The organism is Arenimonas sp. MALMAid1274, from assembly GCF_049195245.1.
Taxonomy (GTDB): domain Bacteria; phylum Pseudomonadota; class Gammaproteobacteria; order Xanthomonadales; family Xanthomonadaceae; genus Arenimonas.
In genome coordinates, this window is record NZ_JBMIRR010000023.1 from 1 (window position 1) to 14,997 (window position 14,997).

Genomic DNA, 14,997 nt, shown 5'->3' on the forward strand with positions numbered 1-14,997 from the left:
CGCCGCGGCGGCCGCGGCCCGGTCGCCGGCGGGCGCGTCGCGCCCCACTGCGGCGTCGGCCCGTGCCAGCAGGCTGCGCCCCGTGACCGGCCACAGCAGCGCGCCGGCCACCACCGCCGCCAGCGGCAGCAGCCACCAGGCCCGCTTCACAGGTTCAGGCTCCGGCCGCCGTCCACGCGGATCACCTGGCCGGTGGTATAGCGCGCGTCCTGCAGCAGCCAGCGCACCGCTTCGGCCACGTCATCGGGATCGCCGACCCGCTGCAGCGCGGTGCGCGCCAGCATCGCGGCCTTCTCGGCCTCGGCCTTGCCCGATTCGGGCCACATCACCGCGCCCGGCGCGACCGCGTTCACGCGCACCTGCGGACCGAGCTCGCGCGCCAGCGACTGCGTCATCATGATCAGCGCGGCCTTGGCCATGCAGTAGATCGTGTGCCCGGCCAGCGGCCGTTCGCCGTAGATGTCGGCCAGGTTGACGATGGCGCCGCCGCTGGCGCGCAGCGCAGGCGCCGCCGCCTGGCACAGGAAGAACGGCCCGCGCGCGTTGGCGGCGAACAGGTCGTCCCACTGCGCCTGGGTGGCTTCGCCGATCGGCGTCGGGGTGAAGGCGCTGGCGTTGTTCACCAGCGCGTCGAGGCGGCCGAACCTGCGCAGCGTGCCGTCCACCAGGCCGGCTGGCGCCTCGGGATCGGCGAGGTCGAACGACAGCGGCAGCACGCTGCCGGTGCGCTCGGCGTCGAGGGCGTCCACCAGCGCGACGAGGTCGTCGTCGCTGCGCCGGTGGTGCAGCACCAGGTCGTAGCCCGCGGCGTGCAGGCGGCGGGCGATGCGCGCGCCGATGCGGCGGCTGGCGCCGGTGACCAGGGCGACGGGGCGGGCAGGGGGCATTCGGGGCTCCGTGGATTTGCCGGTATCCTGCGCGTTGGCACCTGAAGATTCCATCATGATCCCGCCCGTCCCGGTCCCCGACGCCACCGCCCAGGCCCACAGCGAACGCCTGCTGGAACTGATCCGCAGCCAGATCCGCGCCCACGGCGGCGTGATCCCGTTCTCGCGCTACATGGAGCTGGCGCTGTACGCGCCGGGCCTGGGCTACTACAGCGCCGGTGCGCGCAAGTTCGGCGCCGACGGCGACTTCGTCACCTCGCCCGAGCTGGGGCCGACCTTCGCCGAATGCATCGCGATGTTCTCGCAGCAGGTGCTGCTGCAGCTGGGCGGCGAGGCCGACTTCTTCGAGATCGGCGGCGGCAGCGGCGCATTCGCGGAAGCGGCGCTGCGGCACTTCGACGCGATCGGCACCGTGCCCGCGCGCTACCTGATCCTGGAGCCCAGCGCCGACCTGCGCCAGCGCCAGCAGCAGCGGCTGCAGCAGGCGCTGGCGCCGGCGCTGTTCGAACGCGTGCGCTGGCTGGACGGCCCGCCCGAGGCCCGCTGGCGCGGCGTGCTGTTCGCCAACGAGGTGCTGGACGCGCTGCCCACGCCGCGTTTCCTGGTGCAGGGCGGCGAGGTGTACGAGCAGCATGTGGCACTGTCGCCCGAAGGCGGCCTGATCTCGGTGGACCAGCCGGCCGACGCGCTGCTGCGCGCCGCGGTGCGCCACATCGAGCGCGACATCGGCACGCCCTTCGCGGACGGCTACCGTTCCGAAGTGCTGCCGCAGTTGCCGTACTGGATCCAGGCCGTCGGCGGCCTGCTGCACGACGGCGCGATGCTGTTCGTGGACTACGGCTACCCGCGCAGCGAGTACTACCTGCCCGAGCGCGACGACGGCACCCTGGTCTGCCACCACCGCCACCGCGCGCACGGCGATGCCTTCCACTGGCCCGGCCTGCAGGACATCACCGCGTTCGTGGACTTCACCGCGCTGGCCGAGGCCGGCGTCAACGCCGGCTTCGACCTGGCCGGCTACTGCGCGCAGGCCAGCTTCCTGCTCAACAACGGCCTGCCCGAGCGGCTGGCCGCGATCGGGCAGGGCCAGGATCCGGTCGAGCAGCACCGTCGCCACAACGAGGTGAAGCGGCTCACCCTGCCCGGCGAAATGGGCGAGCGCTTCCAGGTGATGGGCTTCCAGCGCGGCGTCGAAACCCGCCCCGCGTTCGCGCGCGGCGACCTGACGCGCCGGCTGTGAGCCTGCGCGGGTTTTCGCGGCCGCGGCTTTGGCTGGGCGTGTGGCTGCTGGGCTGGGCGATCTGCATCGCGCTGTCCCTGCTGCCGCCGATCCCGCTGGGCGGGCCGGAGGACTCCGACAAGATCGGCCACTTCCTGGCCTACTTCACGCTGTCGGCGTGGGCGGTGTGTCTGTTCCGCGGTTGGCGCGCGCAGGCCGTGGCCGCGGTTTCGCTGGTGCTGCTGGGCCTGGCCATCGAGTTCGCGCAGGCCGAACTGACGGTGACGCGGCATGGCGACTACCGCGATGCGCTGGCGAACACGCTGGGCATCCTGGCCGGCATGGTGCTGGCACGCACGCCGCTGGCGAACGCACTCGTGGCGCTGGACCGCCGCCTGTTCAGGCCCGCAAGCAGGCCTTGATCGCTTCGATGCGCGCCTTGCGCAGCCACTCGCCGATCGCGGGGCCTTCCAGTCCGGCGCCCACCGCCTGCCCGGCCGACACCGCCATGGCGGCCGCATGCAGCTCGCGCAGGCGCGGTCCTGGCGGGTACTCCGATTCGGTCAGGCCCAGCCGGCCGCGCTTGTCGCACTCGCAGGCCAGGGCCAGCTGGCCGATGCGCTCGGGCTTGCGGAAGCCATCGCAGCGCGCGATCAGGTCGTGCACCGTTTCGGGCCTCAGTTCGGCCAGGCGGTGGATGTTGAGGTGTTCGCGGCAGACGATCTCGGCCACCGCCGCGTACTCGGCCGGCACCTTGTAGCGCGCGCACAGCGCGCGCAGCGGACGCACGCCGCTGTGTTCGTGGCCGATGTGCTTTGGCAGTTCGTGCGCCGGCGTCAGCGCCTTGCCCAGGTCGTGGGTCAGCGCGCAGAAACCCATCAGCGCGTCGCCCGGCGCCAGCCGCGCCGCCATGTCCATCACCATCTGCGTGTGCAGGCCGGTGTCCACCTCGGGGTGGTACTCGGGGCGCTGCGGCACGCCGAACAATGCGTCCACTTCCGGCAGCAGCTTCGCGAGCGCGCCGCAGTCGTGCAGCAGGCCGATCGCGGCCGAGGGCTGCGGCATTTCCAGCGCTTTCTTCAGTTCCTGCCACACGCGCTCGGGCACCAGGTGGTCCACTTCGCCGGCGGCCACCATCTCGCGCATCAGAGCCAGGGTTTCCGGCGCCACGGTGAAGCCCAGCGGCGCGAACCGCGCCAGGAAGCGCGCCGCGCGCAGGATGCGCACGGGGTCCTCGGAGAACGCTGGCGACACGTGGCGCAGCACCCGCGCCTCGATATCGCGCACGCCGCCGAAGGGATCGACCAGGGCGCCGTCGGCATCCTCGGCGATCGCGTTGATGGTGAAGTCGCGCCGCGCCAGGTCCTCTTCCAGCGTCACCGAGGCATCGGCATGGAACACGAAGCCGCGATAGCCGGGCGCGGTCTTGCGCTCGGTGCGCGCCAGCGCGTGTTCTTCCTTGGTCTGTGGATGCAGGAAGACCGGGAAGTCCTTGCCCACCGGCAGGTAGCCGGCGCGCACCATGGCCTCGGGCGTGGCGCCCACCACCACCCAGTCGCGGTCGCCCGGCGGCCGGCCAAGCAGCCGGTCGCGCACGGCGCCGCCGACCAGGTAGGCCTTCATCGCTCAGCGCGCCGCGCGGTAGCGGTCGTACCGCGTCTGGCGGTCGTCCACGTGGCCAAGGATTTCCGGCAGCTTGGCCGACACCCGCGTGGGCACGATGTCCAGCCGGTGCAGGCCGTCGATGCCCCCCACCGAATCATTCAGCAGCGACCGGTAGTTGTCGGACGAGAAGGGTTTGCCCGGCACGAAATCGAAGGCGAAGGCCTGCAGGCGGCCCAGCGCATCGGGCAGCGGCAGCACCAGCCGGCGCATCCCGGCCTGCGCCGCCGTCATCCGCACGATCTGCTTGAGCGTGAACACGTCCGGCCCGTACAGCTCGTAGACCTCGCCGAAGGTGCGGCGGTTGCCCAGCGCGCGCACGAAGGCCTCGATCACGTCGCCCACGTACACCGGCGCGAACCGGCAGTTCGCGCGTGCCAGCGGCAGCACCGGCGCCAGCTTGAGCAGGGCGGCGAAGCGGCAGAAGAAACCATCCTCCTGGCCGAAGATCACCGACGGCTCGAAGATCGTCCAGTCCAGGCCCGAGGCCTTCACCGCGGCTTCGGCTTCGCCGCGCGACTTGAGGTAGTGGCTCTGGCCGCGGCCGGCGTTGAGCGAGCTCATCTGCAGCAGGCGGCGCACGCCGGCCAGCTGCATCGCCGCGATCACCAGCTTGGTGAGTTCGACGTGGGCGCGCCGGAAGCCGCGGCCATTGTCGCCGCGCTCGTTGAGGATGCCCACCAGGTTGATCACCACGTCCATGCCGGTGAAGGCCTGGCGCAGCGCGGTGGGGTCGTATACGTCCACCTCGCGCAGCACCACGCCCGGCGACAGCATGCGGTCGGGATGCTGGGCCAGGTTGCGGCTGAGCAGCGTGAGGGTGTGGCCTTCGGCGGAAAGCCGGGCCAGCAGGTTCCGGCCGACAAAGCCGGTGCCGCCGAGGACGACGATCTTGAGCGGGGTCATGGCGGGTTGGTGCCTTGGGAGGGAAGGGGGCAGGCGAACGGCCGGCGCGCGGCCTTGGCGACGGTGCGGCCCAGCAGGCGCTCGCTCACCGGCACCGCGTCGCCGTCCAGCCGCCAGTCGTAGATGACGCTGAAGGCCAGCACGCGCGCCACGTAGTCGCGGGTTTCCTTGTAGGTCACGGTCTCGATCCAGAAGTCGGGATCGAAGCCGGGACGGTCGCGGTTCCAGCGCATCACCGGCGCGGGGCCGGCGTTGTAGGCGGCGATGGCCTGGTAGGCGATGCCGCCGTGCTGGTCGAGTTCATGGCGCAGGTGCGCGATGCCCAGCACCAGGTTGGTGTCGGGATCGTAAAGGCTGGACGCGCCGCCGTAGGGAATGCCCAGGCGCTTGGCCGTCATCGCCGCGGTGGACGGCAGCAGCTGCATCAGGCCCAGCGCGTTGGCCGGCGAGCGCGCGCGCGGCATGAAGGCGCTTTCGGCGCGCGTCTGGGCCGCGACCCAGGCCGGATCGATGGCGTTCTTGCGCGACTCGCGCCGCAGCGTGGTCTCGTGGTGCAGCGGGAAGCGCAGGCTGTAGTGGCGCAGGTCGTCGGGCGCGGTGCCGATGGTGAACACCGCGCGGTCGTGCCAGCCCGAGGCCTGCGCAAACTCGATGGCGACGTAGCGCTCCGCCGCGTCCAGCGACTTCAGCAGCGCGGCCCATTCGCGGATGGCCTGCGAGGGCCGGTCGATCGCATACAGCTCCAGCGCGCGCGACAGGCCCGGGTTGGACGCGACGCGACGGCGCAGTGCGGCGTCCTGCGAGGGTTCCAGCGGGCACAGCGTGTAGGGCTGGCCCAGGCGGTCAGCCGCGAGGAAACCGTGGAAGGTGGCCGTGCCCGCGGACTGCCGGTACAGCGCGCGGGCCTGGTCGGCCTGGCCCAGGCGCTCGCGCAGGCGGGCCTCGTAGTACTGCCAGCGCGGATCGTTGCGCTGCGCGGAGGGCATCGCTTCCAGCGCACGCACGGCGCTGGCGTCGTCGCGGCGGTTCATTGCTTCGCGCACGCGCCATTCGTGCAGGCGCTCGTCGTAGGACGCGGCCGGCACGGCTTCCAGCCGCGTGGACGAGCCCGGCAGGTAGGAGGCCACGGTCCACAGCGCGATCTGGTACAGCACCTTGCCGCGCTGCGCCTCGTCCATGCCCAGCGCCTTCGACAGCGTGTCCAGCTGCGCCTGCGCCGCATCCGGCGAGCGACGCGCCAGCCGGGCCAGGCCTTCGGCGGCGACGTTGCGGCTGCGGTTGTCCCTGGGCCAGTTCACCGCACGCGCATGCGGGGCATCGATGAAGTCGGCGTAGTCGCGGGCGCGCGCGGCCTCCGCGGCCGGCAGGCCCGGCGCCAGGAAGCGGATGAGGCCGGTCTGGCCTTCGGTGGCCGCCAGCTCGATGCGCTGCCAGCGCAGCGCGGCGTCGAGCTTGCCCTGCGCGGCCAGCGACTTGAAGGGCAGGTCGCAGCTGGCGGGCAGTGTGGTGCCGGTGAGCCACAAGGCCTGCGCGTCGCTGACCCAGGCTGCGTCGGTTTCGCCCAGGGCCACGCGCGCCGAGAGTTCGGCGCAGCGCAGTTCCAGCGAGGTCGAGGGCCGGTAGTCGGCGCGGAATCCGCGCCAGTCGCCGCGCTTGGCCAGGTGCAGCAGCCAGGCCTCGCGCAGCCAGTCGGCAGCGGGCTGGCCGTCGAAGCGGCGCAGGGCCGAACGCACGTCGGCGGCCGACGCCGCGCCCAGCGTGCGCCGCAGCGCCGTGGCCTCGACCCAGCCGCGCAGCGGGTGGTCGGCGATCCGGGCCGTGTCCTGTACGCTGAGCTTGCCCTGGTCGGCGAGGCGGAAGGCCTCGAGCACGGCGGGCTGCTGGCGCGACAGGTCCGGTGGCGCGACCTGCGCGCGGGCCGACAGCGGCAACATCATCAACAGCAGGACAGGGGCGAGGTATCGATTGCGCATGCGTGCGAGTTTAGCCCATGGCGACTGAGCGACCCCGGCCCGCATGAGCCTGGCCTGGGCGATCTACCTGGCGCTGGGCGCGGTGGCCGGCGTGCTGGCCGGCCTGCTGGGCATCGGCGGCGGCCTGGTGCTGGTGGCGGCCCTGGTGTGGCTGCTGCCCAGCCAGGGCGTGCCCGTGGACCAGGCCGTGCACGTTGCCCTGGCCACGGCCCTGGCCAGCATCATCCTCACCGGCCTGTCCTCGGCGCGGGCCCATCACCGGCGCGGCAGCGTGCTTTGGCCGACCGTGGCCTGGCTGGTGCCCGGCGTGCTGATTGGCGGCTGGCTGGGCAGCCTCGTGGCCACCCGGCTCGACGGCGGCCTGTTGCGGGCCTTCATCGCCGGCTACTGCTACCTGGCGGCGCTGCAGCTGGCCCTGGACTGGCCGCGGGCGCGCGCGGAGCGCGCCGATCCGCCCACCGGCCCCGGCTATTCGGCCGCGGGCTCCCTGATCGGTGCGATTTCCGCCCTGGTCGGCATCGGCGGCGGCAGCATGACCGTGCCCCTGCTGGTCTGGCGCGGCGTGCGGCCGGTGCGCGCGGTCGGCACCTCCAGCGCCTGCGGCGTTGCGATCGCGCTGGCCAGTGCCGCGGGCTATGCCGCCCATGGCCCGGCACCGGGCCTGCTGCCGGCCGGCAGCTGGGGCTATGTGTTCGTTCCGGCGGCCGTGGGCATCGCGCTGGCGTCGGTGCTCACCGCGCCGCTGGGCACCCGCATCGCGCACCGCATCAGCGGCCTGGCCCTGCGACGCGTGTTCGCGATCTTCCTGCTGCTGGTGGGCACCAGCCTATGGTGGGGGCCCTAGCCTCGCTGCGCCGTGCGCTATCGGTGTTAGTGTTTGTGATGCTTGTCGCAATTTGACGAATTCTTTACAACAGGTCCCAGCCGGTGCATTGGGGGCAAGGCCCCGGCTCCAACCACTCCTGGGGCCAACGTCATGAAAACCATCCGTACCTCCCGCCTAAGCCAGGCGGTCCGCGGCGCATTGCTGCTTGCCGCCCTCCCGCTGGCCGTCGCGCCGCTCGCCGCCTCGGCCCAGGACAGCGCCGAAGAGATCCAGACCCTGGATCGGATCGAAGTCACCGGCACCCGCATCAAGACCGCCGAGGCCGAGGGCCTGGTGCCCGTGCAGCGCATCGAGCGCGCCGACATCGAGCGCAGCGGCCTGACGTCGATCGGCGACGTGATCCAGTCGCTCACCGGCTCTGGCTCGGCGCTCAACACCAAGTTCAACTCCAGCGGCAACTTCGGCTTCCCGCCGGACGGCAGCGGCGTCGGCGCCGGCTCCTCGCAGGCCGACCTGCGCCACCTGGGCTCCAAGCGCGTGCTGGTGCTGGTGGACGGCATCCGCTGGGTCAACGAAGCCTCGGCCTCGGGCGTGGGTTCGTCCACCGACCTCAACACCATCCCGCTGGCCATCGTCGAGCGCATCGAAGTGCTGGAGGACGGCGCCTCGTCGCTGTACGGCTCCGACGCCATCGCCGGCGTGATCAACATCATCACCCGCAAGAACTTCGACGGCCTGTCGGTGAACGCGCAGTACGGCGAATACAGCGAAGGCGACGGCGAGACCGGCACCATCGACGTGGCCTGGGGCCACAACACCGAGCGCGCCAATTTCTTCCTGGGCGTGAGCTACAGCGACCAGCAGGAAATCTTCGCGCGCGACCGCGCCCAGTCCAGCTTCCCGGTGCCGGGCACCGGCGTGGCCTTCGGCAGCTCGGGCACGCCCACCGGCCGCTTCATCTTCACCGATCCCAACACCGGCGTGACGTATGACATCACGCCCAACACCGGCAACAGCAACCCGGTGTTCGACCCGACCCAGACCGGCTGCGTGCGCACCGACGGCTACCACTGCTTCGCCACTGCCGACCGCTTCAACTTCTCGCAGTTCAACCTGCTGCTGACGCCGTCGGAACGCACCGGCGCCTTCGGCCAGGGCCGCTTCCAGTTCACCGACAGCACCAGCGGCTACGTGAAGGTGCTCTACAACCGCCGCGAGTCCACCAACCAGGCCGCGCCCGAGCCCATCTTCCTGGGCCCCGAGGCCGGCACCGGCAATCCGATCGCCGACGGCATGTTCATCTCGCGCCTGAATCCGTTCAATCCGTTCGGCTTCGACCTCGACGGCCGCCTGACCACGCCCGCCGCCAACCGCAACCTGATCCTGATCGGCCGCCGGCCGGTCGAGGGCGGGCCGCGCATCTTCGAGCAGGACGTGGACACCTGGTACGTCGGCGCCGGCCTGGAAGGCGTGTTCGATGCCGCCGACCGCACCCTGTACTGGGACGTGAACCTGGCCATCAGCGAAAACAAGGCCGAGCAGACCAACTACGGCAGCTACGACATCCGCAACATCGCCCTGGCCCTGGGTGACCCGGCGGCCTGCGCCGCGGTGGCGGGCTGCACGCCGCTGAACATCTTCGACGGCCCGGGCTCGATCACCCAGGCGATGCTGGACTGGATCTCGCCGGTGGTGCGCGACCGCAGCAAGAACGAACTGGCGCTGTTCACCGCCAATCTTTCCGGCAGCCTGTTCGACCTGCCCGCGGGCTCGGTGGACTTCGCCACCGGCCTGGAGCACCGTCGCCTCAAGGGCTCGTACAACCCCGACCAGCTGACCGTGGACGGCTTCTACAACGGCGTGCCGTCGCTGCCGACCTCGGGCGACTATGACGTCAGCGAGCTGTTCTTCGAGCTCAACTTCCCGCTGCTGGCCGATTCGGACTGGGGCAAGAAGCTCGACTTCACCCTGGCCGGCCGCTACTCCGACTACAGCACCGGCATTTCCGAGTTCACGCCCAAGTACGGCCTGCGCTGGCAAGTGGTGGACGAACTGGTGCTGCGCGCCAGCTTCGCCGAGGGCTTCCGCGCCCCGTCCATCGGCGAGCTGTTCGGCTCCGCCAGCCGCTTCGACGCGCAGCTCAACGATCCCTGCTCGTCGCCGCTGCTCAACCCGGGGCTGGCCGGCAACTGCGCCGCGCTCGGCGTGCCCGCCAACTACCAGCAGCCCAACCCGCAGATCTCGGTCACCACCGGCGGCAACGACCAGCTCGATCCGGAGTTCTCCGACAGCTTCTCGGCCGGTTTCATCTGGAGCCCCTCGGGCTTGGAGAATTCGGCCATCGCCGACCGCTTCGACATCGAGGTCACCTACTACCGGCACGAGATCGAAGGCGCCATCCAGGCCATCGACGCCCAGACCCAGCTCGACCTGTGCGTGAACACGCTCGATGCCCTGTACTGCGACGGCATCACGCGCGCGGCCACCGGCGGAATCAACGGCTTCAACAACCGCCTGACCAACCTGGGCCAGATCGAGACCGACGGCTGGGACATCGACTTCTTCTGGACTCTTCCGGAGACCTCGATCGGCCAGTTCAAGGTGTCCTGGCGCAATACGCTGGTCGGCGAGTACCGCGCCGTGGGTGCGGCGGGCCAGCTGCAGCCGCAGGGCCCGGGCATCGAGGTGGTGGACAGCGCGATCCCGGAGTGGACGTCCAACGTCAGCACCGAATGGACCCACGGCGGCTGGAACGCGGCCTGGACCGTGCGCCACATCAGCGAGCTGCGCGAGGACTGCGGCAACGCGGTCAGCTTCCCGGTCTGCAGCAATCCGGCCACCAGCACCAATGTGCTCGAGGCCACGACCTACAACGACCTGCAGCTGGGCTACCGCTTCGAGTCCATGGCCAACCTGCGCATCACGCTCGGCGTCAACAATGTCTTCGACGAGGATCCGCCGATCTGCCTGTCCTGCTCGCTCAACGGCTACGACGCGTCCACCTACGACATCCCGGGCGGCCGCTTCTGGTACCTGCGCGCAGACATCAAGCTCTGATCTCTCGCGCTATCGTTGCATCGGAAGGCCGGCGCAAGCCGGCCTTTCTCTTTGTTGCGACCGTGGGGGGTTATGGTGCCGGCGTCGGCGCGGAAGCGAAGGTCACTTTCTGCTCAGAGAAGCCTCATGTCGCAGAAAGTGACCTTCGCTTCCACGCCGCCGCCGGACCATCCGTTCACGGCTCTCGAAGGAAGGCCCGCCGCCGCGCGCTCCGATGCTTGCGCGTGTGCGATCAGGACCAAGTCGGGCCATCTCTCCTGCTGATCGCGCGGTTAAACAATTCCGTACATCTCCCACCAGCGCGTCAGCGGGTGCGTGTCCACCTGGACACGCAGCGGACCTGGTCGCGCACCGGATGGACGTCGAGACCGAAACTCCTGTCCGCCCGGCGGCGGGTGTGGGTTCTGCGCGACCCCGAGAAGCGTATCCGGATGGGAAAGCGAAAAGCGCGCGCTTCCGTGCGTACAGCAAGTTGCCTGATTTGTTCTCGTCTCCGCGGCGAGCATGGGATGGTAAGTATCCGACGGGGTCCAAACACAGTCTTTCCCGATTGCGGCAACGCCGTGAAGCACAGGAATCGCTTCTCGGCGTCGCGCAGAACTCACACCCGCCGCCGGGCGGACAGGAGTTTCGGTCTCGACGTCCATCCAGTGCTCGACCAAGGGGGTCGGGTGTCCAGGTGGACACGCACGCGTTGACGCGCTGGCGCCAAGTCGACCGCACTATTTCACCGCGTGATCAGCAGGAGAGATGGCCCGCCTTGGTCCTGATCGCACACGCGCAAGCATCAGCGCGCGTAGTCACGGGCCTTCCTGACAGCAAACCATGTGATCCGGACCGGGCGTGCCGTGGAGGTGCAGGTCACTTTCTGCGAAATAAAAGGCTTCACTGAGCAGAAAGTGACCTGCACCTCCGCGGTACGACCGGCGCCAGATCCCCGAATCAGCGAGGAGCAGACACGGTGACCGCGACAGCCAGGTGGTCGGAGCCGGCAGCGGGCAACACCGCGTAGTCGAGGATCTTGAGGCCGCCGACCAGCACGTGGTCGAGGCAGCGGATCGGCGCCCAGCTGGGGAACGTGCAGATGCGCTGCGTGGGGGGCGTCAGCGAGGTCTTTCGGTAGAGCGACTGCATCTCGGGCGAATCGTAGTCGCAGTTGAAATCGCCCATCAGCACCAGCCGCGGCGAATCCGCCAGCAGCTCGGCCAGGAAACCGATCTGCAGGTGCCGCGACTTCGCGCCCAGCGACAGGTGCGTCACCGCCAGGTCCCAGGCCTGCTTGCCCTCGCCGAAGCGCGCCATCAGCACGCCGCGCCCCGCGATGCGGCCGGGCAGGGCGTAGTCGAGCAGCTCGTTGGGCTGCAGCCGGCTCAGCACCGCGTTGCCGCTGCCGGCCACGCGCGAGATGCGGCGGTTGGGCTGGTGGCTCCAGTAAGGGAAGTTGCCGCGTTCGGCCAGGTAGTCGGCCTGGTTGATGAAGCCCGAGCGCAGGCTGCCCGGATCGCTTTCCTGCAGGCCGACCACGTCGAAGGGTTCGGCCAGCGCGGCCAGCGCGTCCAGGTTCAGACGCTTGCCGTTGGGCAGCACATGCGACCAGCTGCGCGTCACGTATTCGCGATAGGCGCGCGTGCTGGAGCCGGCCTGGATGTTCGCGCTGAGCAGGCGCAGGTTCGAAGGAGGATTCACGGGCATGCGCGCATGGTGCGTCGGCAGCGCGTCGCGGGCAAGGCTGCAAAAAGAAACGGGGCCGCATTGCGGCCACGTTCGGACATCCTGCTTACCGCAGGTTCAGTTGCCGGCAGCCTGCGCGCGCTCGCGCGCCACCAGCCATTCGATCGTGCGGAACAGGCCGTCCGGCCCGCGCTCGTTCTGCTGTGCGCTGTATTTGCCCGCGATGATGAGGGTCGGCGTGCTCTCGATATTCGTGCGCATTGCAAACTGCCGGGCCTTGTTGAGCTTGGCGGTGACGGCGAAGCTCTTCATGGTGGACAGGAACGCATCGCGATTGGCGCCCTGGGTGGCATACCAGTCGGCGATTTCTTCCTCGGACGCGTTGGTGAACGCCTTTTCGACGAACACCGCGTTGAACATCTTGCTGTGCGTCTTCTCCAGCAGGCCCATGGTCTCGGCCGCGTAGTAGGCGCGCGCGAAGTTGTCGCCGATGCCGCCGAAGGCGCCCGGCACGTAGACGAAACGCACGTCGGACGGCAGGCGCGGCTTCCAGGTGTCGATGGCCGGCTGCAGGTTGGCGCAGTGGATGCAGGTGTAGGCGAACACTTCGGCCACTTCGATGCCACCCTGGCCGAAGGTCGGCTGCGGTTCGGGCAGCACCTTGTAGTCGATGCCTTCGCGCGGGGCATTGGCCGGGTCCGGCATGGCCGGCGCGGGTTCGGGTGCTGCGGCGACGGCGCCGGGTTCGCCCGGGGCCGGCGTGCCGGAAGCGGCGGAGGTGTCGGCGGGCGCGGTCTCGGCGGCCGGATCGATCGCGCCGGGTTCACCGGGAGCGGGCGCGGCGGTGGCCGCCGTGCTGGCCGGGTCGGCCGGCGTCACGTCCGCGCCGGGCTCGGCGGCCGGCGCTGCGGCGGCTTCGGTCGGGGCGGCCGCAGGCGCGGCGGCTTCGTCGGCCGGCTTGTCGCCGCAGGCGGCCAGCGACAACACCATCAACAGGGGAAGAAGGCGCTTCATGGGGGACGTGCTCCTGGGTCGGGTGTGCCGACTGGACCGCGGCCGGCGCAGAAGGTTCAACGCGGCGGCGCGGCGCGCCGCCGAAAAAGCATCAGCCCTGCGGCGGGGTGGCGCCGTCTTCGGCGGCCGGGGCCGGCGTGGCCTCGGCATCCGCGGGCGCGGCATCGGTCGCCGCGGCATCGGCCGGGGCGGCCGCAGGCGCCGCGGCAGGGGCGGGCGCCGCCGCAGCGGCCGCCAGGGCCTCGGCGGTGGGCGCATCGGCGACGTTGTGCAGGCCTTCGATGTAGGTGGCCAGGCCCTGGATCTCTTCGTCGCTCAGGTTCGCGGCTACCGCGGCCATGATGGCGTTGGCATTCGCGTCCTTGCCCCAGACCTTGCCGTCGCGGAAGGCGGTGAGGGCGGTGGCCGTGTAGCTGGCGTGCTGGCCACCCAGCGCCGGCCAGGCCGGGCCCGGATTGCCGGTGCCGGTGGGACCGTGGCAGGCCTGGCAGGCCGGCACGCTGTGGTCGGCCTTGCCGGCGCGGAACAGGCGCTCGCCCACTTCGAAGAACTTGCGGCCCTGGTTCGGACCCTCGGCCACGAGGCTCTCGTCGGCCACTCCCGCGACCACCTTCTGGGTGGCGAAATAGGCGCCGATGTCGCGCATGTCCTGCGCGCTGAGCGGGGCGGCGAAGCCCATCATGATCGCGTTCTCGCGCTCGCCGCTCTTGAACAGCGCCAGCTGGCGCGCGATGTAGCGCTCGTGCTGGCCGGCCAGCTTGGGGTACTGCGGGTCGGCGGCATTGCCGTCGGCACCGTGGCAGGCGGCGCAGGCCGCGGCCTTGGTGGCGCCGGCCTTGGCATCGCCCCACGTGGCCGGGGTGTTGTCCGCTTCCAGGGTGGTGACCGGGGCCGGCGCGGTTTCAGGCGCGGGCGTCACGGTGGCGGCTTCCTGGGCCACGACCGAGGCGGCGGCCAGTGCGGCGGCGACACCGAGGATGCGCGTGAACTTCATGGAGGGCTCCGGAACGCTGGTATTCGGGGAAAGAGGCGGCGCGGTGGACGCGCGGGAAGGCGCGGATTATCCCAGCCAGCGGCCGGAACGGTCAATTCAAGTCGGTGCGGCCCGGTCCCGGTGCTGGTCAGGCCGGCCCCGGCAGGCCAAGCTAGGCGCCTTTCCCGCCCTGGCCGACCCGATGGCAAACCCCCTGGCCCGCGCCAAATACACCTTTTCCGCGCACGCCCTGAAGCAGCTGCCGCCCGACGAATGCCGCGAAGTGGCCTTCGCCGGCCGCTCCAACGCGGGCAAATCCAGCTCGCTCAACGCCCTGACCAACCAGCACGGCCTGGCCCGGGTGTCCAAGACCCCGGGCCGCACCCAGGCCCTGAACTACTTCGAGGTCGCGCCGAACAAGCACCTGGTGGACCTGCCCGGCTACGGCTACGCCAAGGTGCCCGAGGAGATGCGCGAGCGCTGGAAGGAGTTCATCAACGTCTACTTCCACACCCGCCAGTCCCTGGCCGGCCTGGTGGTGGTGATGGACATCCGCCATCCGCTGCGCGAATACGACCTGCAGATGCTCGACTACGCCTTCAGCCGCGACCTGCCGGCACATTGCCTGCTCACCAAGGCCGACAAGCTCGGCCGCGGCGAACAGGGCAACACGGTGCTCAAGGTCCGCAAGGAACTGGGCGCGCGCGCGACCGCCCAGGTCTTCTCGGCCGAATCCAAACTCGGCGTGGACGAGGCCCGCGCGGTCGTTGCGCGCTGGCTTGAACTCTAGGGCGGGTTTTGCCGCGGAT

Annotated in this window: 12 protein-coding genes; 5 read left to right on the top strand and 7 right to left on the bottom strand. The window is 70.5% G+C overall.

Annotated features, from left to right (window positions below):
- Positions 1-146 precede the first annotated feature (146 nt).
- A complete protein-coding gene (locus ACOQFR_RS03385; protein ID WP_421378530.1) occupies positions 147-887 on the bottom strand; it encodes a pteridine reductase in 741 nt (246 codons plus the stop codon).
- Between the two features lie 55 nt (positions 888-942).
- Here ACOQFR_RS03385 and ACOQFR_RS03390 point away from each other — a divergent pair, with 55 nt between their 5' ends.
- Both ACOQFR_RS03390 and ACOQFR_RS03395 read left to right on the top strand, forming a co-directional pair.
- The gene (locus ACOQFR_RS03390; RefSeq protein ID WP_421378533.1) at positions 943-2,127 is read left to right on the top strand and encodes a class I SAM-dependent methyltransferase; all 1,185 of its coding nucleotides are present in this window, start codon (positions 943-945) and stop codon (positions 2,125-2,127) included.
- Positions 2,124-2,528 (top strand): VanZ family protein, encoded by a 405-nt coding sequence (locus ACOQFR_RS03395; RefSeq protein ID WP_421378536.1) that lies wholly within the window; start codon positions 2,124-2,126, stop codon positions 2,526-2,528. Before ACOQFR_RS03390 ends, ACOQFR_RS03395 begins: the two co-directional genes overlap by 4 nt.
- Here ACOQFR_RS03395 and ACOQFR_RS03400 read toward each other — a convergent pair.
- Genes ACOQFR_RS03400 through ACOQFR_RS03410 form a run of 3 tightly spaced genes read right to left on the bottom strand, consistent with a single transcriptional unit; the run spans position 2,506 to position 6,647 of the window.
- Positions 2,506-3,729: a multifunctional CCA addition/repair protein gene (locus tag ACOQFR_RS03400; RefSeq protein ID WP_421378539.1), complete on the bottom strand. Its 1,224-nt coding sequence runs from the start codon at positions 3,727-3,729 to the stop codon at positions 2,506-2,508. The genes ACOQFR_RS03395 and ACOQFR_RS03400 overlap by 23 nt on opposite strands.
- A gap of 3 nt (positions 3,730-3,732) precedes the next feature.
- Entirely contained in the window at positions 3,733-4,674 is a 942-nt protein-coding gene (locus ACOQFR_RS03405) for a complex I NDUFA9 subunit family protein (RefSeq protein ID WP_421378543.1), read from the bottom strand.
- Positions 4,671-6,647 carry a transglycosylase SLT domain-containing protein gene (locus tag ACOQFR_RS03410; protein WP_421378546.1) on the bottom strand — a complete coding sequence of 659 codons (1,977 nt, stop codon included), beginning with the start codon at positions 6,645-6,647 and terminating at the stop codon, positions 4,671-4,673. The genes ACOQFR_RS03405 and ACOQFR_RS03410 overlap by 4 nt, the downstream gene beginning before the upstream one ends.
- 43 nt (positions 6,648-6,690) lie before the next feature.
- On the opposite strand from ACOQFR_RS03410, the gene ACOQFR_RS03415 reads away from it, so the two are divergent.
- Complete coding sequence (locus tag ACOQFR_RS03415) at positions 6,691-7,491, top strand: sulfite exporter TauE/SafE family protein (RefSeq protein WP_421378548.1); 801 nt, start codon at positions 6,691-6,693, stop codon at positions 7,489-7,491.
- Positions 7,492-7,623: 132 nt separating this feature from the next.
- Complete coding sequence (locus ACOQFR_RS03420) at positions 7,624-10,530, top strand: TonB-dependent receptor (protein WP_421378551.1); 2,907 nt, start codon at positions 7,624-7,626, stop codon at positions 10,528-10,530.
- A 942-nt stretch (positions 10,531-11,472) separates the two neighbouring features.
- Here ACOQFR_RS03420 and ACOQFR_RS03425 read toward each other — a convergent pair.
- The 3 genes from ACOQFR_RS03425 to ACOQFR_RS03435 form a co-directional block, all read right to left on the bottom strand.
- Positions 11,473-12,192: an endonuclease/exonuclease/phosphatase family protein gene (locus tag ACOQFR_RS03425; protein WP_421379150.1), complete on the bottom strand. Its 720-nt coding sequence runs from the start codon at positions 12,190-12,192 to the stop codon at positions 11,473-11,475.
- 126 nt (positions 12,193-12,318) lie between these two features.
- Complete coding sequence (locus tag ACOQFR_RS03430; protein ID WP_421378553.1) at positions 12,319-13,215, bottom strand: thiol:disulfide interchange protein DsbA/DsbL; 897 nt, start codon at positions 13,213-13,215, stop codon at positions 12,319-12,321.
- A 91-nt stretch (positions 13,216-13,306) separates the two neighbouring features.
- Complete coding sequence (locus ACOQFR_RS03435) at positions 13,307-14,209, bottom strand: c-type cytochrome (protein ID WP_421378556.1); 903 nt, start codon at positions 14,207-14,209, stop codon at positions 13,307-13,309.
- 181 nt (positions 14,210-14,390) lie between these two features.
- Between ACOQFR_RS03435 and yihA the strand changes: the two genes are divergently transcribed.
- On the top strand, positions 14,391-14,978 hold the full coding sequence (yihA, locus tag ACOQFR_RS03440; protein ID WP_421378559.1) for a ribosome biogenesis GTP-binding protein YihA/YsxC: 588 nt from the start codon (positions 14,391-14,393) through the stop codon (positions 14,976-14,978).
- Positions 14,979-14,997: the final 19 nt, after the last annotated feature.